A 16,950-nucleotide genomic window follows, 5' to 3' on the forward strand; every position below is an offset into this window, starting at 1 on the left:
ATAATCATTATAACAGGCAGGGAACTCTTATGACGACGGCACGACTGGCAACCTGGAATATCAACAGCGTCAGAACCAGACTGGAGCTGGTGGACCAGTTCATCCGGGAGGCGGCGCCGGATATTCTCTGTCTGCAGGAAACCAAGGTCCAGGACCATATGTTTCCGGTCAAATTCTTTGCCGAACGGGGCTATGAGCATGCGGCTCTCGCCGGCCAGAAAGCCTATCACGGCGTGGCCACCTTTTCGCGTATCCCTTTTGAGAATCGTGGTCGCATAGACTGGTGCGGCAAGGGAGACGCCCGGCATGTGGAAGTGGTCCTGCCGGGCGGGGTCGCGCTGCATAATTTCTATGTGCCGGCGGGCGGCGACGAGCCTGACGCGGCCATCAATGACAAATTCGCCCACAAGCTGGATTTTCTCGATGAAATGACCCGCTGGTCGGAGGACCTGCCAAAAGACGGCAAGCATATCCTGGTGGGGGATCTGAATATTGCGCCGCTGGAACAGGACGTCTGGGATCACAAGAAGCTGTTGAAGGTGGTCAGCCATACTCCGATTGAAGTGGAGCGGATGAAGGACCTGCAGGTGGCCCATGACTGGCAGGATGTGATGCGCCAGTTTGTGCCGGAAGAGGAAAAACTGTATAGTTGGTGGTCTTACCGGGCAAGGGACTGGCAGGCGGCCAACAAAGGACGCCGGCTAGATCATATCTGGGTCAGCCCCGCCCTGAAAGATACCCCCCGGTCCATGCAGGTCATGGAGGACGCCCGGGGGTGGGAGCGGCCATCGGATCATGCGCCGGTGCTGGTGGATTTCGAGTTCTAGAATTTCAGCATGTTAACCTTGCACTGACATTTTGGAAAGTTCTTGCATTGTAATTTTCATATCCATCATGGCTAAATTCGAGCAGGTGTCGAGTTCATGTCAGGTTCGAAAAGGTTGGGATATTTTGCCGAAAAGGAGTTGGCTGAGGAGGAAATTCCACAGCGGCATCCGGTCAGGTTATTCGCAGATCACTGGCGAGACATCGGTGGTGACAAATCCATACCTGCGCGAAAAGATTTTTCACCGATCAGAATTCCAAATTTGTTGCCCTATGTTGCGGTGGTGGAATTAGTGGACACCGAAGAAGGTCCTGATCTCAGGACACGTCTGGAAGGGGAATATATTGTTTCTCTGAGCGGCAGAAACAATCGGGGGCATTCACTGCGGAATTTAATGAGTGAAGAACGCTTCCAGAAGCGTCTGGCAGAAGCCCGGAAGGTACTCAAATCGGGACAAGTATATTTCAGTGTCAATGATCTGCTTGATTACCGGAATGAGAGTCATACTGTCATTCGCGGTATTTTCCCCTTCCGAATGAACGGATCCGAGACAGGACAGGTTTTTATCGTTTTGGCCGATAAAGACAGCTCCATCGTCTGAAAGTGAGCGGATTTTAGCTGGCCCGTCCCAATATTTCCTGTTTGTAAGCCTTGGCAAATATTTTAACCATGTAGCATTATGTGCTAATTTTGAATTTCATTAATAGTTTGTTAACTTTTTGGTAAGTTTTTGCAGTGTAAATTTGCCAAAAAAATATGCAAATAAACCCAGGCGATTCATCCATGTCCCCTCAAACCTATGTGGAATACCTATCCGAAACCGTTGTGAAGGAAGAAGATATTCCACAGCGGCATCCGGTCAGGTTGTTCGCAGACCACTGGCGGGAGCTCGGCCGTGATGGTTCGATCCCGGTCCGCAGGGATTTTTCGCCGGTCAAGGTGCCCGCATTGCTGCCTTATCTCGTGGTCCACGAACTGATACAGACGGAGCAGGGGCCGGATCTGATGACTCGTCTCGAAGGGGAATTTTATGTGTCCCTGAACGGCAAAACGAACCGGGGGCACTCCCGGCGGAGGGTTATGAACGAGGAGCGATTCCAGATGCGTCTTAAGGAAACGCAGGACGCCCTTGAAACCGGGATTGTTCGCTTCAGCTTGGTGGAACTTCTCGATAGCGAGAAAAAATACCACAAGGTTTTCCGCGCTGTATTTCCCTTCAGGTCGAACGGATCACAGAGCGAGCAGGTTTTCGTTGTCCTGGCGGATGAAAATACATCCCTTTGAGGGAAGACGGGTCTGCGCGATGTCCGGCAACTGCTGATTCGACGTCAAACACTATTGTAATTTTCCGATTTCCCGGGCCGGTTCCTGACGGCTGTTCTCTCAAGGATGGTTTTATTTCTCGTGCGGTTACTTTTTGGTAATCGATTTCCTGTAAAAATTGTAGAGTATTACAGACATTATTTATCGGGGTTCGGGGAGTATGAGGGAAACGCAGAAATTAAAATACACCTCTTATCGGAAGATATCTGACCAGGAGGTGCCTGCGGATCATCCGGTCAGGTTGTTTGCCGATCATTGGCGGAAACTGCGCGGCGACAGGCCAATCCCCGCACGGCAGGACTTCTCACCCATTAACGTACCGGTCCTGTTGCCCTATCTGGTTGTACTGGAACTTACCGAGACGGATGACGGCCCGGATCTCCATACCCGCCTGGAAGGTGAATATATGATTTCCCTGACCGGAAGAAGCAATATGGGGGCGTCGGCACGGCATGTCATGGAAGAAGACGGATATTTTGCGCGACTGCAGGAAGCCAGGGAAACCCTAGGAAACGGGGAAGCGCAATTTGCGGAAATCGAGGCGCTGGATCATAAAAACAAGACCCACAAACTGTTACGCGGCGTTTTTCCCTTCGTCCTCGACGGGGACAGGAAGGGACAGATTTTTATTGTTGTCGGCGAAAATGGAATGAGCCTGTGAGGGTTTCTCCCTGCCCCGGAGCCTGTTCCCCAGGCTCTGTTGGATTTTAACCTCCAATATATTGTGCTTATCACAAGCGAATATAGTATATTACCATTGCATGGTCGTTTCCTGCTCCAGCGGCTTACAAATAACGGGGACTGAAAGGGTGAAGGGAAAAAGCCTTCATGTGTACGGGTGACAGATCTGCCGAAACTTGCCTATACATCCTACGAAGGAATTGAGCTGGATGATCTGCCTCCTGTTCATCCGGTCAAGCTGTTTGCGGATTACTGGGCCGGCCTGAAAGGAGATCAGCCCGTGCCCTGGCGCAGGAAATTTTCCCCTCTCGATGTGCCTTCTCTTCTTCCCTACTTGGTGGTTCTGGAGCTGGTGGATACGGAACGGGGACAGGATCTGAGGCCCCGACTGGAGGGGGAATATCTGGTCGCGCTTGCCGGTAAAGGGAATATCGGGAATTTCCTGAAAGACGTTCTGGAGCCCGGACAATATGAATTGTGCTTTCGGGAAGTCCATCAAATCATGGAAACCAGCCAGCCGATCTTTTCAAAAATCGAGGCGACAGATTTTGAGGGTGGCGAACACCTGCTGTTGCGCGGCATGTTCCCCTTTTGCCTGGCGGACGGGGAAATCAGGCAGTTCTTTATCGTGCTGGCAGACAGTGTTATTTCAGCCCGGAAGCGCCGCTAGGCGTTCCGTTCTGCCTCGATCTGGTACCCGACAGAGGCGCAATCCTCATAGACATCTGCTTTGCGGCTTGACACTTTTGCCGCCACAACCTGTTTCCGGCTGAAGCACAGGTCAATAATATCCCGGCACAGGCTTTCCTGCAGATTATAATGCCGGGCCTCGATCAGTTCGGTGATGCCGGTGCGCAGGAAGTCATAGTCGAGCACCTCCTCGATATGGTCTCTCTCCGGGCAAGCGGTGTCGACGGTAAGAATAATGTTGAAAATAATGCGTTGCGGGGCCGCCCGCTCGTGGTCGTGGATGCCGATCGACACCATGGTTTCGAAATCTTCCAGAATGATCTGGCGCCGGGTTACCTGATAGGGCTTCATTCCGTCATTCCTTCCCCAGATATTTTTCCGCGATCCTGGCGACATCCCGGTTCATATGCAGGTTTTTCTGCCCGCTGTCCAGCGGCAGGACGGCGGCATTGAAGGAAGGTGTTTCGATCAGGTGCCGGACCGTGGCGGCGATATCTTTCGCCGTACTGGACGATTCATTGAGATTGAAGTGGCGGGTCAGTTCAAAATTGTCTTCCGTCTGGTCGCCGCTGAGCAGGGTCAGGCCCGGCGCGACGGCATTGACGCGCACCCGTGGCGCCATGGCCATGGCGCTGGCCTCCGTCGCGCCCGACAGGGCATATTTGCTCAGGCTGTAGGACAGGAAATCCGGATTCATGGCGAAGATGCTGCTGTCGATGATATTGACCACACTGCCCTTGTTGTCATCTGTCCCAAGGGAGTCATAGAGGCCGCGGCTCAGTTGCAATGGCGCCCGCAGGTTGACGTCCATATGGGACTGGAAGGAGGCGGCATCCAGCGAAAACAGGGTGTCGTCGTCGAACTGGGAAGCGTTGTTGACCAGATGGCGCAGCGGCGGGGTATTGGTTGCCGCGAGGCCCGGGATCAGGCGCTGTGCAGCGTCATAGTCGGCCAGGTCGGCCTGCACCAGGCTGGCGCTGCCGCCGGCCGTTTCAATGTCCGTCAGGGTCTGCCGGGCCTCGTCGCCGGAGTTGTGATAATGCAGGTGGATATGATACCCGGCCGCCGCCAGGGTCAGGGCAATATCGCGGCCGATCCGTTTGGCCGCGCCGGTAACCAGAATGCTGCTGTCCATTATGCTCTTCCGTTGAATTTACAGGAGAATAGCCTGACCTGTGACGTCAGTTCAAGCGCCTTGGATGTTTTCAGGCAAGGTCGTTGATGGACATGTCGGCCCGTTTCCACCAGGGTCTGGCCGGACCCGGGTAGCTGTCGGTACACAGGGCCTTGTCCGGGTCGCCGTGGAAGATCACCGTGTTGGTCGGGGTTTCCTCGATCTCCAGGCGCCGGCAGACAATGCCGAGGCCAAGGTCGTTGAGAAACGCATTGATCTTGGCAAACAGGCAGGCCGCCAGGGCTTCAGTGGTGGGATCGCCCGGCGTGACCAGAAGGTGGGCCAGGTTCTCCGGCTCGTTGTCGCGGAAAAACCCGATCAGCGGATCCTTGTCCGACAGATGCAGGCTGTGGTCCAGGTGATTGTCGACCCACTGGTGCCAGGTTTTCTTCAGGGTGTCGAACGGCGCCATCATATTGGTGTCGCCGTCGAGCGCGTCATTTTCCGGCCGGCTCAGGTAGACTTTGACAAACTCGTTGTGGCCGTGGGGCACAAAGCAACGGCTGTCCTTCAGGCTGTAGAGCCTGTGGGACATGGAATATCGCCGTGTAAAACAAATTTCAAACATGGTGCGCCCGTTAATTAGGATAACTGGCGCTTGATATATCAGTGCCGTCGCAAAGTCCAGAAGAGTCTGACCCGTGCTTCCGGGCCGATTGTCAGTCACCGAGGCGGTAGCCGCCCGGTTCGGTGACCAGGATGCGGGCGCTGGACGGGTCCGGCTCGATTTTCTGACGCAGGCGATAGATATGGGTTTCCAGGGTGTGGGTGGTGACCCCGGCATTATAGCCCCAGACCTCATCAAGCAGGGTATCCCGGCTGACCGCGGTGCCTTCGGCGCGCTTGAGGTATTTCAGGATGTTGGTTTCCTTCTCGGTCAGGCGGATCTTTTCATCATTTTCCTGGTTGGTGAGCGTTTTCTCGCCCGGCTTGAACAGATAGGGGCCGATCACGAAGGAGGCATCCTCACTGATGCTGTGCTGGCGCAGGTGGGCGCGGATGCGGGCCAAAAGGATGCCGAATTTGAACGGTTTGGTGACATAGTCGTTGGCGCCGGCATCAAGGCCGAGGATGGTGTCTGCGTCGGAATTATTGGCCGTCAGCATGATAATGGGAATCTTGATGTTTGATTTCCGCATCATGCGGCAGATTTCCCGCCCGTCAATATCCGGCAGGCCAACATCGAGAACCACCAGGTCAAAGCCCCCTTCCTTGGCGGCTTTCAGGCCGTCCATACCGGTGCCGGCCTGTTCGGTGACAAACTCCTCGTGGAAAGAGAGCTGCTCTGCCAGGGTGGAGCGCAGGTCCTCGTCATCATCCACCAAAAGGATCCGAAAGGTTTGGGCCATGTTAAAATTCCCTCTGTATTCTGTTCTTTTTTCGGTTACAACACTATATAAAGCACATACTTAGTATATCAGATTACCTGATTTCTGGATATTTTAATGGGTACAGACCTGCCATCAAATACCCCAAAAGGGGAAATGACATTCGATCACAAGATAGTGAATGTGGAGCGCGCCGCCAGTGAACTGCGGCGCGGTCGGCCGGTCGTGGTGACCAATTCCGACGAGGAGCTTCTGGTCTTTCCACCGGAACTGTTGACGGAGCAATGGCTGGACAGCCTGAAGGCGGCGGCCGGGGGCAAGCTGCAGGTGGGGTTGACCTATAACCGGGCCAATGTGCTCAAGGTCTCGCCGCGTAAGGGTGATGTGGCGCTGGTGGACGTGTCCCGCCACATGACCAGTGCGGCGATCCAGTTCATGGTCGATCCGGCCGATGACCTGGACCACCCGATGATGGGGCCGTACAAAGTGGCGGCGGAGAATGCAGGGCCGATGCATGACGCCGGAATCAAGCTGTGCAAGATCGCCCGCCTGCTGCCGGCAGCGGTGTTTGTCGGGCCGGTGCCGAAAGGGCGGTTTGGCGATCTGTTGAATGTGTCCGCCGGTGAAGTGACCGACTATGACCTGTCTGACGCCCTGTCGCTGGAGAAGGTGACCTCGGCCAAAGTGCCGCTGGAAGGGGCGGAGGATACGGAAATTGTCGCCTTCCGGCCGAAAGACGGCGGCACCGAGCATTTCGCCATCCTGATCGGGTCGCCCAATCGCCATGATCCGGTGCTGGCCCGGATTCATTCGGAATGTTTTACCGGTGACCTGCTTGGCAGCCTGAAGTGCGACTGCGGCGACCAGATGCGCGGCGCCATCAAATTCATGCGCGAGCAGGGCGGCGGTGTGCTGCTTTACCTGGCCCAGGAAGGCCGCGGCATCGGCCTGATCAACAAGCTCAGGGCCTATCACCTGCAGGACCAGGGGTTCGATACGGTGGACGCCAACGAACGGCTCGGTTTTCTGAGCGACGAGCGCATCTTCGAGCCGGCGGCGCAGATGCTCAAGAAGCTGGGATTTTCAAAGGTGCGTCTGCTGACCAACAACCCGGACAAGGTGGCGGGGCTGGAAGCCTGTGGCATCAACGTTGTCGAACGGGTCGAACATAAATTCCCGTCCAACGCCCACAATGAATTTTATCTCAGGACCAAGAAAAAGCGCTCCGGTCACCTGCTCTAGAGCAGGTCGTGTTTTTTCAGCTGGTGGCGGAGCTGGTGATAGGTCAGGTTGAGATAGACCGCCGTATCCCGCTGGTTATGCTTGTTGGCGTCGAGTGCCTTCTGCAGCAGGTCCTTTTCCACCCTGGCGACGGTCTCAGTGTAATCGGTGGGGCCCAGGGTCTCCGTAATTACCGGTTCTTTGTGCGCGGCTGGCGCCTCCTGCACCGGCGGTTTCTCGTCCTTATGGGATGAGGCGGCCGGCTTTGGCCGCCAGGGGGAGCGGAACGGATCCAGTTCCAGAATATGGATCGGGTCAAATTCATCTTCAGCATGATAGACGGCCCGCTCCACCACGTTCTTCAACTCGCGGATGTTGCCCGGCCAGTGATATTCCTGCAGGGCCTCGATCATGTCTTCGGAAAACCCGGGGAAGCTGGACCAGTCCCGGTCATGGGCCGCGCGCTGGCCGAAATGGAAGGCCAGCAGGATGATGTCCTCCCGCCGGGCCCTGAGCGGCGGCAGGGTGATGACGTCGAGCGCCAGCCGGTCCAGCAGGTCATGGCGGAATTCGCCGGCGTCTGCGGCGGAGGGCAGGTCCACATTGGTGGCGCCGATCAGGCGTACATCCACATTGAGCACCTTGTTGCCGCCGACCCGCTGGAAGGTGCCATATTCGGTGATGCGCAGGATTTTTTCCTGGGCCGACATGGAGCAGGTGGCGATCTCATCCATAAACAGGGTGCCGCCGTGGGCCTCCTCGAACCGGCCGATCCTTTTGTTGGCGGCGCCGGTGAAGCTGCCGGCTTCATGGCCGAACAATTCAGATTCCAGCAGGCTTTCGGTCAGTGCCGCGCAGTTGACCTGGATGAAATTGCCTTCCCAGCGCGGGGACAGGAAATGCAGGCGGGCGGCGATCAGCTCCTTGCCGGTGCCACGCTCGCCGATTACCAGTACCGGACGTTCGTGCCGGGCGGCCCGGGACGCCTGGTCAATGACCTCCAGAAAGGCCGGGCTTTCGCCGATGATGGGTTGATCCTGTGGGCTCGCCATGAAAATTGCCAAATATTGTTGAAAATAACTAATGGGTAGCGTAATTCACTAACAGAAATTTGGCAAGATTTTTAAGTCGATAAATAAAAATGTTTAATATCAATGAGATAAGGGGGTTTTGTAAAACTGGCACGCTTTCTGCAAATGTCATATCCGGGTAGCAGGTATTGAGCTATTTAACTGGAGAAAGATTATGGGCATTTTTACTCGCCTCAGTGACATTGTAAATTCCAACATCAACCATATTCTGGACAAGGCAGAGGATCCGGCAAAAATGATCCGCCTGATGATCCAGGAAATGGAAGACACTCTTGTGGAAGTCCGTTCTTCCGCCGCCCGGGTCATTGCCGACCGCAAGGAACTGGAGCGCAACCTCACCCGCCTGCAGGCGGCACAGGATGAATGGTACGCCAAGGCCGAGCTGGCGCTGAGCAAGGATCGCGAAGACCTGGCCAACGGCGCCCTGGTGGAGCGGGCCAAACTTGCGGAAATGGCGGAGCGCCTGGAAAATGACCGCGAGCCGCTGGAAGAAGCGCTGACCAAATATGAAAGCGACATTATTTCGCTGGAAGCCAAGATCAAGGAAGCCAAGGCCAAACAGAAATCCCTGATCGAACGTCAGCGCTCTGCGTCCAGCCAGCTTCGGGTGCGCCAGAAACTTTACGACAACCGGATTGACGATGTGATGACACGTTTCGGTCAGGTGGAACGTCGTGTAGAGGAAACCGAAAGCCGGGTCGAGGCTGCCGACATGGGGCGGGAGAAAACCCTGCATGACGAGTTTGCCGATCTGGAAGCCCAGCAGAAAGTGGCAGACGAACTTGCCGAGCTGAAAGCCAAAATGGCCAAAGGCAAAGAAAGCAAAGAAGATAAAAAATAATGCGGGTGGGGGCGAAAGCCTACCCGTGGGGATATAGCATCAAAGGAGAAGTCTGATGGGCGAAGTTTTCGGGATACTGTTCCTCGTTGTTGTCGCGCCGCTGTGGATCATTTTCCATTACATCACGAAATGGAAATCGGCCAAGACGCTGACCAGCGAAGACGAACAAATTCTCGCCGACCTTTATGAGAGTGCCGAGAAGATCGAAAGCAGGTTGAATAACATCGAGCGCATCCTGGATGCGGAATCCCCGGATTGGAGGAACAAATAATGAGCCCTCATCCTGAACAACATGCCCCCAAATACAACAAGCTGTATCTGGACAAGAAAAACGGGAAAATTTCCGGGGTGTGCGCCGGCTTGGGCGACTATTTCGGAATTGATCCCACCGTCATCCGCATTATTTCGGTGATCGCCTTTTTCTTCTTCGCCGGTCCCCTGGTCCTGATTGCCTATGTGCTCCTGGCCTGGATGCTGGACCCCAAACCGTCGGATCTTTATCACGACGAGAAGGAAGGTGAGTTCTGGAAAAACGTGCGGGTCAAACCTCGCAATACGATCCGCGACGTGCGTTACAAGTTTCGCGATATCGAGCGCCGCCTGCGGGCCGCCGAGGCCCATGTGACCTCAAGCGAATATAAACTGCATAAAGAATTTCGCGATCTGGAGAACAACTGATGTCTTGCTATTACTGTGACAGGAGAAGCTGTGACTGTGGCGCGAACCGCCTCTACAAGGACAAGATCGGCGGCATGATCAGCGGCGTCTTTTCCGGCCTGGGAGAGTTCCTGGGCATCAACAAAACCTTTCTCAGGATCCTGGGGATCCTCGGAATTTTCATGACCGGCCCGATTGTCATCCTGATCTATTTCATTGCCGCGCTGGTCATGGCAGAAAAGCCCCTGCGGCTGTATCAATAATAAATTTCTATCCGCGGAGGGGAACATGAATGTTTTTGAAATGATCGTCCTTATCGTGCTGGTTAGCACACTTGGCAGCGCGATCATGTACTGGATCAAGTCAAAGCACGACAAAGGTATCGATTTTGACGAGCTTTCAAGCGAGCTGGGGCTGTCGGACAGCTACTGCAGCAAGCAGCAGATGAAGGCCTGCCTGGCCCGTATCGATCAGCTGGAGGAGCGGATCCGGGTTCTGGAGCGCATCGCCACTGACAAGGGCACTAACCTGGCCCATGAAATCGATAACCTGGCCTAAGCCACGGAACCCGACGATAAAGCAGAGAACACTGGAGGACATAAAATGTTGCTGAAGGAACTGATTGTAGAGCCTGCCAATGACAATCCCTGTCGCGGGGTGTTGAAAGCCGGGGACCGCATATTTCCCTGTGCCCTTGGGAAACAGGGTCTTGTGGTGGACAAGCAGGAAGGGGATCATAAAACTCCCGTGGGGCAGTTTCCCCTGAGAACCGTTTTTTATCGCTTTGATAAGTTGTCTAAGCCGATTTATAGCCAGGTGCCCATGCTGGCCATCCTGGAGGAAGACGGCTGGTGCGATGACCCCGAGGATGCCGCCTATAACCAGCCGGTGATGCTGCCTTATCACGCCCGGGCGGAGCGGCTGTGGCGGGAGGATGAGCTCTATGACGTGCTGGTCGTCCTGGGCCAGAATGACGACCCGGTGGTGCCGGGCAAGGGCAGCGCCATCTTCCTGCATGTGGCCCGCGGCAACGACCCGGAAAGCTTTGAAGGCACCGAAGGCTGTGTCGCTCTGCAGAAGGAACACCTGCTGGAACTGCTGCCGAATTTGTCGCCTGAGACAACATTGAAAGTAATGGTCAACTAGACTCTATCCCCGGCCTTCCGGCAACCAACAGAATTTCTTATTGGACTTCATGCGTCTGATATCTTCCACTCCCGGCCCCTGGTTTCAGGGTGCCGGGTTTTTTTAGACAACTTCCTGAAGGGAGTTCAGTAGCCCGGTCGGGTGCCGAACACCGCAGTGCCGACCCGCACATGGGTGGCGCCGTGCTTGATGGCGATTTCAAAGTCGCCGCTCATGCCCATGGACAGGATGCCGATGTTGTTGCGCCGGGCAATCCCGGCCAGCAGGCCGAAATAGGGGGCCGGGTCCTCGCCGGCCGGCGGAATGCACATCAGTCCGGTCACGGGTAGGTTCAACTCGTCACGGCACAGGTCGATGAAGGCGTCGGCCTCGTCCGGATTGATGCCGGCCTTCTGCTCCTCGCGTCCCACATTGACCTGGACATAGACCTCGCGGCGAATGCCTTCCTCCTCAAAAATCCGGGCCAGGGTGCGGGCCAGTTTGAGCCGGTCCACGGTCTCGATCACATCGAACAGATGCACCGCCTGGCGCACTTTGTTGGTTTGCAGCGGCCCGATCAGGTGCAGGCGCACGTCAGGATACTGTTCCCTGAGCGCCGGCCATTTGTCCGCTGCTTCCTGGACCCGGTTTTCCCCGAACAGGCGTTGTCCCGCCTCCAGCACCGGCGTGATGACGTCAGCGCCATGCACCTTGGACACCGCCACCAGTTGGACACTTTCGGGGGCGCGGCCGGCGGCTTCGGCGGCGGCGGAAATTTTGCTCAGTACGTCTTCGAGGGCTCTGGTCACAAAAGCTGTCCTGTGTTACTATAGGGCCATGTCTTTACAGCGCCAGACCCTAGCAGCAATCGCTGCAGAGCTCAATCGGACAAATCAACATCACGGGTCGGAAACTCTGATTGACTTGCCACTTGGGCCAGCCCTTTACCTGACGGACACGGGAGTTCACCCTGATCCGGTGCAGATCCCTGACCGTCTGCCGGCCACCAGTGTGGTTATTCTTCGCGATTATGATCATCCAGAACGGGAGGTTCTGGCCGCCCGACTGGCGGAAATGTGTCAGCGGCGCCGGCTTTATTTCTTTGTCGGCGGCGATGCTGCCCTTGCCCATCGGGTTGGGGCTCACGGGGTTCACCTGCCCGAGCGGCTGATTGACCGTCTACCCCGGTTGCGGCAGACATATCAGACTTTCCTGTTTACTGCGTCCTGCCATTCCGCTCGAGCCCTTTTGCGGGCCGAACGTCTTGGCGCCGACGCGGTCCTGCTGTCCCCGGTGTTTCCCACCCACAGCCACGCCGAGACTTTTTCCCGTCCCGAGCGGACTCTTGGCGCCTGTCGGTTCAGGACGTTATGCCGCCGGAGCAACATACCTGTCTATGCACTCGGGGGACTCAATGTCGACACGGCGCCGCGACTCAGGCAGAGCACTCTGGCGGGGCTGGCCTCCATTCGCGGCTACGAAGGATAGAAATTCCTGGAAATTGACGCCTAGAAATTGACGCCTAGAAATTGACGTTGGTGCCCAGGATAAAGACCTGGGTATCGGACAGGGGATCCTGTTCCGCATTCTGGCCATAGGTGTAATAGGTGAAGCGGCCGGTGAAATGCAGGTTCGGCCGCAGGCTGTAGCCGCCGCCGAGTTCCAGCGCATAAACCTTGTCGAAATAATCCACGGTAGAGGACAGATAATTATATTCCTGGCTGCGGCGGTATTCGGCAAAGCGCAAATCGGTGAACCAGCTGCGGCCCCGGTAGCCGAGGCCCACGTCATAGCCGCTCAGGTTCTGTTCTGACAGGCTTTTTTCCCGGCTGAAGGAGGCGCCGATGGAAAATCCGGCATAGGCCAGATCCAGCGACAGGTTGTAAACCTGCCGGTTGCGCAGGTCGTACTGGGACCCGTCATAAAGCGGTGACAGGATTGATGAGGGGCTGACCAGGAAGCTGGAGCCCACTGAAATATCAAAGGTATCCGGATCCATGCTGCGATCGGCCGGCCCGTAGGAGAAGGTCACCTGGTTGCCCGCCATCAGGCCGTCGAACAGGCCGCTGGACAATTGTACGCCGCCGCTGGAGATATCCATGGGCTGCATGCTGAACAATATGGACGGCTTGCTTTCAGAAGATTTTTCCACCTTGAAGGAGGCTTTCTTTTTGCGGTTTTCTTCTTCGGCCGGGTCGGTGAAATAGATATACTGATCGGCGGTTTCTGCAGTGGGCTCATCAAGAATGATTTCCACCTCGTCAGAATGACCTTGTGACTGTTTCCGGGTCTGCCGGGATTCGTCGAAAGAAACAGAGAGCGGCTGCATCTCGAAGGAAACGGTTTCCACCTTCATCTGGGCATGGGCAACGGTGCCGGTCAGGATAAAGCCGACGGTGCTTGCCAGTATCAATGTGCCAGTGGGCCGTTTCAAGGGTGTTTCCTCATTATATTCTGGTTACTTTTCAAGCTACCCACAAAGACTGCCTGATCTTTATTGTTATAGTGTGACAGTATAAAGTCTGCCGCCGAAAAATCAAATGGATTCCATGGCATTCGGCGCTGATGCTGATGTATTTTGTCAGCAGGTTTGTCCGCCGGCAACTGCCGCGTGGCCCGACGGCGGGACACAGTTTGGCCAAGAAAATCTTGTCTGATTTCAGACAAACGGATAAACAGCTTTAATAAGCGAAAGTCAAGGGGTATGATGCCCCGGATTGTGAAAACCTGGTGACAGGAAAAACAACGAATTACTGATGCGTAACAGACGAATGGAAGTTGCATGATTTTTAAGCGGATAAAAAATACAATGGCAGGAGGCAGACAGGGGATGGGCGTGAAGTTTGCCGCACTTTCAATTCTGGCGGCAATGATGTTTTCCCTCGGCGGCTGCAGCATTTTCGGCGGCGGTGACAAAGGGGCATCCGAAGCCAGGCTCGAAGCGGCAGAAGAAGTCTATCAGATCGGTGTTAATGCCTATCTGTGGCGGGCCAGCCTGGATACCATCAATTTCATGCCGATCTTGCAGGCTGACCAGTCCAGCGGTGTGATTCTGACCGACTGGCAGACCAATCCGCGTGACGCCAGCGAGCGCACCAAGGCAGAAATCCAGATCGTCGGCAAAAAGCTGCGGGCCGATGCGGTGAAGGTGGTGATCCACCGGCAGCAGAAGCAGGAGGGTGACTGGGTCAGCGTCGGGCCGCGTCCCGGGGCCGAATTTAAGCTGACCAATGCGATTCTTTTGCAGGCAAGGGCGCTGCGGCGGAATAATGCCCCGCTGAAAAACTGACCGGCTGCCGCCGGAAACAACAGGCACCAAAAACACAGGATCCGTCATTGGCTGTGCCGCGACGGGTCCTCCTTGATTTGAAATCAGGGATTTAAGATCAGGACCAGAGATCAGGAAGTATAAGAATGACACGCTATAATGCCGGTGTGACCGAAGCAAAATGGCAAAAAGTCTGGGATGACCAGCAAACCTTCAAGGCCGCCGAAGATCCGTCAAAACCGAAATATTATGTGCTGGAGATGTTCCCCTATCCCTCCGGCCGCATTCACATGGGCCATGTGCGCAACTATACCCAGGGTGACGTGGTGGCGCGCTACCGTCGCGCTGCCGGCTTTAATGTGCTGCATCCCATGGGCTGGGACGCCTTCGGCATGCCGGCGGAAAATGCCGCCATGGAAAACAAGGTGCATCCGGCCAAATGGACTTATGAAAATATCGACCATATGAAGGGCCAGCTCAAGCAGATGGGGCTGTCGCTGGACTGGTCGCGGGAGATCGCGACCTGCGATCCCGATTATTACGGCAAGGAACAGGCCATGTTCCTGGATTTCCTGGAAGCCGGTCTGGTCTATCGCAAGGAAAGCTGGGTTAACTGGGACCCGGTGGACAATACGGTGCTGGCCAATGAACAGGTGGTGGATGGTTGCGGCTGGCGCTCCGGCGCGCCGGTGGAACGGCGCAAGCTGAGCCAGTGGTTCCTGAAAATCACCGATTTTGCCGACGAACTGAATACGGCGCTGGCGTCCCTCGGGCGCTGGCCGGACAAGGTCCGGTCCATGCAGGAAAACTGGATCGGCCGCTCGGAAGGCCTGAAACTGAACTTCAGCATCCATGGTGTCGACGGCTACGACAGTCTGGAAATCTATACCACCCGGCCGGACACCCTGTTCGGCGCCTGCGGCATGGCGGTGGCGGCTGACCACCCGCTGGCGGAAAAGCTGGCGGCTGACAATCCGGAGCTGGCGGCCTTTATCGAGGAGTGCCGCAAAGGTGCGACCACCGAGGAAGCCATCGAGAAGATGGAAAAGAAAGGTTTCGATACCGGGATCAAGGCCACGAGCCCGTTCGAGCCCGGACGGGAACTGCCGGTCTTTGTCGCCAATTTCGTGCTGATGCATTACGGCACCGGCGCCATCTTCATGTCCGCGGCCCACGACCAGCGCGATCTGGACTTCGCCCATAAATACGGCCTGGAGGTGCGCACCGTGGTCTCCCCGGACGGCGACGGTAACTTCAAGGTTGACCGCGAGGCCTATCTCGAGCCCGGCATCATGATCAACAGTGACTTCCTCAATGGCCTCGACAATGCCAAAGCAAAGGCGGCGATGATCGACAAGGCCGAGGAAATGGGCGTGGGCGAACGCACCATCAATTTCCGTCTGCGCGACTGGGGCGTGTCCCGCCAGCGCTACTGGGGGGCGCCGATCCCGGTGATCCACTGTGACGGCTGCGGCGTGGTGCCGGTGCCGAAGGCTGACCTGCCGGTGAAACTGCCGGACGATGTCAGTTTCGACAAGCCGGGCAACCCGCTGGACCATCATCCGAGCTGGAAGAATGTGGACTGCCCGTCCTGCGGCAAGCCCGCGCGCCGGGAAACGGACACCTTCGATACCTTCATCGATTCCAGCTGGTATTTTGCCCGCTTCACCTCGCCGACTTCGGAGCTGCCGTTTGACCGGGCGGCGGCCGACTACTGGCTGCCGGTGGACCAGTATGTGGGCGGGGTTGAGCACGCGATCCTGCATCTGTTGTATTCCCGCTTTTTTACCCGGGCCATGAAAAAGGTTGGCCTGCTGGATATTGACGAGCCGTTTGACGGCCTGTTCACCCAGGGCATGGTGTGCCACGAGACCTATCAGGACGGGGCCGGCGCCTGGATCAGCCCGGCCGAGCTGGTGAAGCAGGAAGACGGCAGTTATCTGACCCGCAAGGACGGCGAGCCGGTGACGGTCGGCCGCTCCATCAAAATGTCCAAGTCGAAGAAGAATGTGATCGATCCGACGGAAATCATCGACCAGTATGGCGCCGACACGGCCCGCTGGTTTATGCTGTCCGACAGCCCGCCGGAGCGCGACCTGGAATGGACCGAGGAAGGCATCGAGGGTGCCTGGCGCTTCAGCCAGCGTCTGTGGCGGCTGGTGACCGGCAATATTGAGGCGACCGCTGATGTTGCGTCCGACGAGCCGGCAGCCTTCAGCAAGCAGGCCCAGGACCTGCGCCGCATGAGCCACCAGAGCATCGCCCAGGTCGGCAAGGATATCGAGAATTTCCATTTCAACAGCGCTGTGGCCCAGCTGTATAAATTCGCCAACGCCATCGGCGCCTTTGATTGCGATGGCAGTGACGGCGATCTTTTTGCCCTGCATGAAGCGCTGGTGACTATCGTCCAGCTGTGCGCGCCGATGATGCCGCACCTGGCCGAGGAAATGTGGCAACAGCTTGGCGGCGAAGGTCTGGTGACCAATGCCCCTTGGCCGGTGGCCCGGGCCGAACTGATGCAGGAAAGTTCTGTCACCATTGCGGTCCAGGTGCGCGGCAAGCTGCGCGACACCATGGAAGTGGCCAAGGACATGGACAAGGCCGAGGTGGAGAGGCTGGCGCTTGAACTGCCGAAAGTGAAAAGCAGTATTGAGGGCCAGGAAATCCGCAAAGTGATTGTGGTGCCCAACAAGATCGTTAATATTGTTGTCTAGATTGTCTCATA

Annotated in this window: 22 protein-coding genes; 15 read left to right on the top strand and 7 right to left on the bottom strand. The window is 56.3% G+C overall.

The window, feature by feature from the left end:
- Positions 1–29: 29 nt before the first annotated feature.
- The 5 genes from xth (at position 30) to FIV46_RS13180 (ending at position 3,500) form a co-directional block, all read left to right on the top strand.
- The gene (gene xth, locus FIV46_RS13160; protein ID WP_139941390.1) at positions 30–827 is read left to right on the top strand and encodes an exodeoxyribonuclease III; all 798 of its coding nucleotides are present in this window, start codon (positions 30–32) and stop codon (positions 825–827) included.
- Positions 828–923: 96 nt separating this feature from the next.
- The gene (locus FIV46_RS13165) at positions 924–1,427 is read left to right on the top strand and encodes a PAS domain-containing protein (protein WP_139941391.1); all 504 of its coding nucleotides are present in this window, start codon (positions 924–926) and stop codon (positions 1,425–1,427) included.
- A gap of 182 nt (positions 1,428–1,609) precedes the next feature.
- Positions 1,610–2,110, top strand: coding sequence for a PAS domain-containing protein (locus tag FIV46_RS13170; RefSeq protein ID WP_139941392.1), 501 nt, complete (start codon positions 1,610–1,612; stop codon positions 2,108–2,110).
- A 256-nt stretch (positions 2,111–2,366) separates the two neighbouring features.
- Positions 2,367–2,810, top strand: a complete 444-nt coding sequence (locus FIV46_RS13175; protein WP_219846118.1) for a PAS domain-containing protein — start codon at positions 2,367–2,369, stop codon at positions 2,808–2,810.
- Positions 2,811–2,987: 177 nt separating this feature from the next.
- Positions 2,988–3,500, top strand: a complete 513-nt coding sequence (locus tag FIV46_RS13180; RefSeq protein ID WP_139941394.1) for a PAS domain-containing protein — start codon at positions 2,988–2,990, stop codon at positions 3,498–3,500.
- Here the strand turns inward: FIV46_RS13180 and FIV46_RS13185 are convergent.
- From FIV46_RS13185 to FIV46_RS13200, 4 genes are all read right to left on the bottom strand, one after another.
- Positions 3,497–3,871, bottom strand: coding sequence for a dihydroneopterin aldolase (locus tag FIV46_RS13185; protein WP_181163236.1), 375 nt, complete (start codon positions 3,869–3,871; stop codon positions 3,497–3,499). The two genes, FIV46_RS13180 and FIV46_RS13185, sit on opposite strands and share 4 nt — an antisense overlap.
- Before the next feature lie 4 nt (positions 3,872–3,875).
- Positions 3,876–4,655 (bottom strand): SDR family NAD(P)-dependent oxidoreductase, encoded by a 780-nt coding sequence (locus tag FIV46_RS13190; RefSeq protein WP_139941396.1) that lies wholly within the window; start codon positions 4,653–4,655, stop codon positions 3,876–3,878.
- Positions 4,656–4,725: 70 nt separating this feature from the next.
- A complete protein-coding gene (locus FIV46_RS13195) occupies positions 4,726–5,262 on the bottom strand; it encodes a 6-pyruvoyl trahydropterin synthase family protein (protein WP_139941397.1) in 537 nt (178 codons plus the stop codon).
- Positions 5,263–5,353: 91 nt separating this feature from the next.
- Positions 5,354–6,043 (bottom strand): response regulator transcription factor, encoded by a 690-nt coding sequence (locus FIV46_RS13200; RefSeq protein ID WP_139941398.1) that lies wholly within the window; start codon positions 6,041–6,043, stop codon positions 5,354–5,356.
- Between the two features lie 135 nt (positions 6,044–6,178).
- Between FIV46_RS13200 and ribA the strand changes: the two genes are divergently transcribed.
- Positions 6,179–7,264 carry a GTP cyclohydrolase II gene (ribA, locus tag FIV46_RS13205; protein WP_139941399.1) on the top strand — a complete coding sequence of 362 codons (1,086 nt, stop codon included), beginning with the start codon at positions 6,179–6,181 and terminating at the stop codon, positions 7,262–7,264.
- On the opposite strand, the gene pspF is transcribed toward ribA, so the two are convergent.
- Positions 7,261–8,295: a phage shock protein operon transcriptional activator gene (pspF, locus tag FIV46_RS13210; RefSeq protein WP_139941400.1), complete on the bottom strand. Its 1,035-nt coding sequence runs from the start codon at positions 8,293–8,295 to the stop codon at positions 7,261–7,263. The genes ribA and pspF overlap by 4 nt on opposite strands.
- A gap of 193 nt (positions 8,296–8,488) precedes the next feature.
- Between pspF and pspA the strand changes: the two genes are divergently transcribed.
- Genes pspA through FIV46_RS13240 form a run of 6 tightly spaced genes read left to right on the top strand, consistent with a single transcriptional unit; the run spans position 8,489 to position 10,978 of the window.
- Entirely contained in the window at positions 8,489–9,175 is a 687-nt protein-coding gene (pspA, locus tag FIV46_RS13215; RefSeq protein ID WP_139941401.1) for a phage shock protein PspA, read from the top strand.
- Between the two features lie 55 nt (positions 9,176–9,230).
- Positions 9,231–9,446: an envelope stress response membrane protein PspB gene (pspB, locus tag FIV46_RS13220; protein ID WP_139941402.1), complete on the top strand. Its 216-nt coding sequence runs from the start codon at positions 9,231–9,233 to the stop codon at positions 9,444–9,446.
- Complete coding sequence (gene pspC, locus FIV46_RS13225; protein WP_139941403.1) at positions 9,446–9,853, top strand: envelope stress response membrane protein PspC; 408 nt, start codon at positions 9,446–9,448, stop codon at positions 9,851–9,853. The genes pspB and pspC overlap by 1 nt, the downstream gene beginning before the upstream one ends.
- A complete protein-coding gene (locus FIV46_RS13230; protein WP_139941404.1) occupies positions 9,853–10,095 on the top strand; it encodes a PspC domain-containing protein in 243 nt (80 codons plus the stop codon). Before pspC ends, FIV46_RS13230 begins: the two co-directional genes overlap by 1 nt.
- A 25-nt stretch (positions 10,096–10,120) precedes the next feature.
- Positions 10,121–10,390, top strand: a complete 270-nt coding sequence (locus tag FIV46_RS13235; RefSeq protein WP_139941405.1) for a hypothetical protein — start codon at positions 10,121–10,123, stop codon at positions 10,388–10,390.
- Between the two features lie 45 nt (positions 10,391–10,435).
- Complete coding sequence (locus FIV46_RS13240) at positions 10,436–10,978, top strand: L,D-transpeptidase family protein (protein ID WP_139941406.1); 543 nt, start codon at positions 10,436–10,438, stop codon at positions 10,976–10,978.
- Between the two features lie 125 nt (positions 10,979–11,103).
- Here the strand turns inward: FIV46_RS13240 and FIV46_RS13245 are convergent, their stop codons facing one another.
- Complete coding sequence (locus tag FIV46_RS13245) at positions 11,104–11,766, bottom strand: YggS family pyridoxal phosphate-dependent enzyme (protein ID WP_139941407.1); 663 nt, start codon at positions 11,764–11,766, stop codon at positions 11,104–11,106.
- Between the two features lie 169 nt (positions 11,767–11,935).
- On the opposite strand from FIV46_RS13245, the gene FIV46_RS13250 reads away from it, so the two are divergent.
- Positions 11,936–12,445, top strand: a complete 510-nt coding sequence (locus tag FIV46_RS13250) for a thiamine phosphate synthase (protein ID WP_219846120.1) — start codon at positions 11,936–11,938, stop codon at positions 12,443–12,445.
- Positions 12,446–12,479: 34 nt separating this feature from the next.
- Here the strand turns inward: FIV46_RS13250 and FIV46_RS13255 are convergent, their stop codons facing one another.
- Positions 12,480–13,391 (bottom strand): hypothetical protein, encoded by a 912-nt coding sequence (locus FIV46_RS13255; protein ID WP_139941409.1) that lies wholly within the window; start codon positions 13,389–13,391, stop codon positions 12,480–12,482.
- Between the two features lie 402 nt (positions 13,392–13,793).
- Here FIV46_RS13255 and FIV46_RS13260 point away from each other — a divergent pair, with 402 nt between their 5' ends.
- On the top strand, positions 13,794–14,246 hold the full coding sequence (locus FIV46_RS13260) for a DUF3576 domain-containing protein (protein WP_181163238.1): 453 nt from the start codon (positions 13,794–13,796) through the stop codon (positions 14,244–14,246).
- Between the two features lie 125 nt (positions 14,247–14,371).
- Positions 14,372–16,939, top strand: coding sequence for a leucine--tRNA ligase (gene leuS / locus FIV46_RS13265; RefSeq protein WP_139941411.1), 2,568 nt, complete (start codon positions 14,372–14,374; stop codon positions 16,937–16,939).
- The last annotated feature ends 11 nt before the right edge of the window (positions 16,940–16,950 follow it).

Source organism: Emcibacter nanhaiensis (genome assembly GCF_006385175.1).
GTDB lineage: Bacteria > Pseudomonadota > Alphaproteobacteria > Sphingomonadales > Emcibacteraceae > Emcibacter > Emcibacter nanhaiensis.

Excerpts from the sequence above, each read along its gene's own strand:
- pspF (WP_139941400.1), bottom strand. The coding sequence starts at position 8,295 with ATGGCGAGCCCACAGGATCAACCCATCATCGGCGAAAGCCCGGCCTTT.
- leuS (WP_139941411.1), top strand. The coding sequence starts at position 14,372 with ATGACACGCTATAATGCCGGTGTGACCGAAGCAAAATGGCAAAAAGTC.
- FIV46_RS13165 (WP_139941391.1), top strand. The coding sequence starts at position 924 with ATGTCAGGTTCGAAAAGGTTGGGATATTTTGCCGAAAAGGAGTTGGCT.
- FIV46_RS13190 (WP_139941396.1), bottom strand. The coding sequence starts at position 4,655 with ATGGACAGCAGCATTCTGGTTACCGGCGCGGCCAAACGGATCGGCCGC.
- FIV46_RS13195 (WP_139941397.1), bottom strand. The coding sequence starts at position 5,262 with ATGTTTGAAATTTGTTTTACACGGCGATATTCCATGTCCCACAGGCTC.
- FIV46_RS13170 (WP_139941392.1), top strand. The coding sequence starts at position 1,610 with ATGTCCCCTCAAACCTATGTGGAATACCTATCCGAAACCGTTGTGAAG.
- FIV46_RS13240 (WP_139941406.1), top strand. The coding sequence starts at position 10,436 with ATGTTGCTGAAGGAACTGATTGTAGAGCCTGCCAATGACAATCCCTGT.
- FIV46_RS13235 (WP_139941405.1), top strand. The coding sequence starts at position 10,121 with ATGAATGTTTTTGAAATGATCGTCCTTATCGTGCTGGTTAGCACACTT.
- FIV46_RS13185 (WP_181163236.1), bottom strand. The coding sequence starts at position 3,871 with ATGAAGCCCTATCAGGTAACCCGGCGCCAGATCATTCTGGAAGATTTC.
- pspB (WP_139941402.1), top strand. The coding sequence starts at position 9,231 with ATGGGCGAAGTTTTCGGGATACTGTTCCTCGTTGTTGTCGCGCCGCTG.
- ribA (WP_139941399.1), top strand. The coding sequence starts at position 6,179 with ATGACATTCGATCACAAGATAGTGAATGTGGAGCGCGCCGCCAGTGAA.
- FIV46_RS13230 (WP_139941404.1), top strand. The coding sequence starts at position 9,853 with ATGTCTTGCTATTACTGTGACAGGAGAAGCTGTGACTGTGGCGCGAAC.
- xth (WP_139941390.1), top strand. The coding sequence starts at position 30 with ATGACGACGGCACGACTGGCAACCTGGAATATCAACAGCGTCAGAACC.
- FIV46_RS13200 (WP_139941398.1), bottom strand. The coding sequence starts at position 6,043 with ATGGCCCAAACCTTTCGGATCCTTTTGGTGGATGATGACGAGGACCTG.
- pspA (WP_139941401.1), top strand. The coding sequence starts at position 8,489 with ATGGGCATTTTTACTCGCCTCAGTGACATTGTAAATTCCAACATCAAC.
- pspC (WP_139941403.1), top strand. The coding sequence starts at position 9,446 with ATGAGCCCTCATCCTGAACAACATGCCCCCAAATACAACAAGCTGTAT.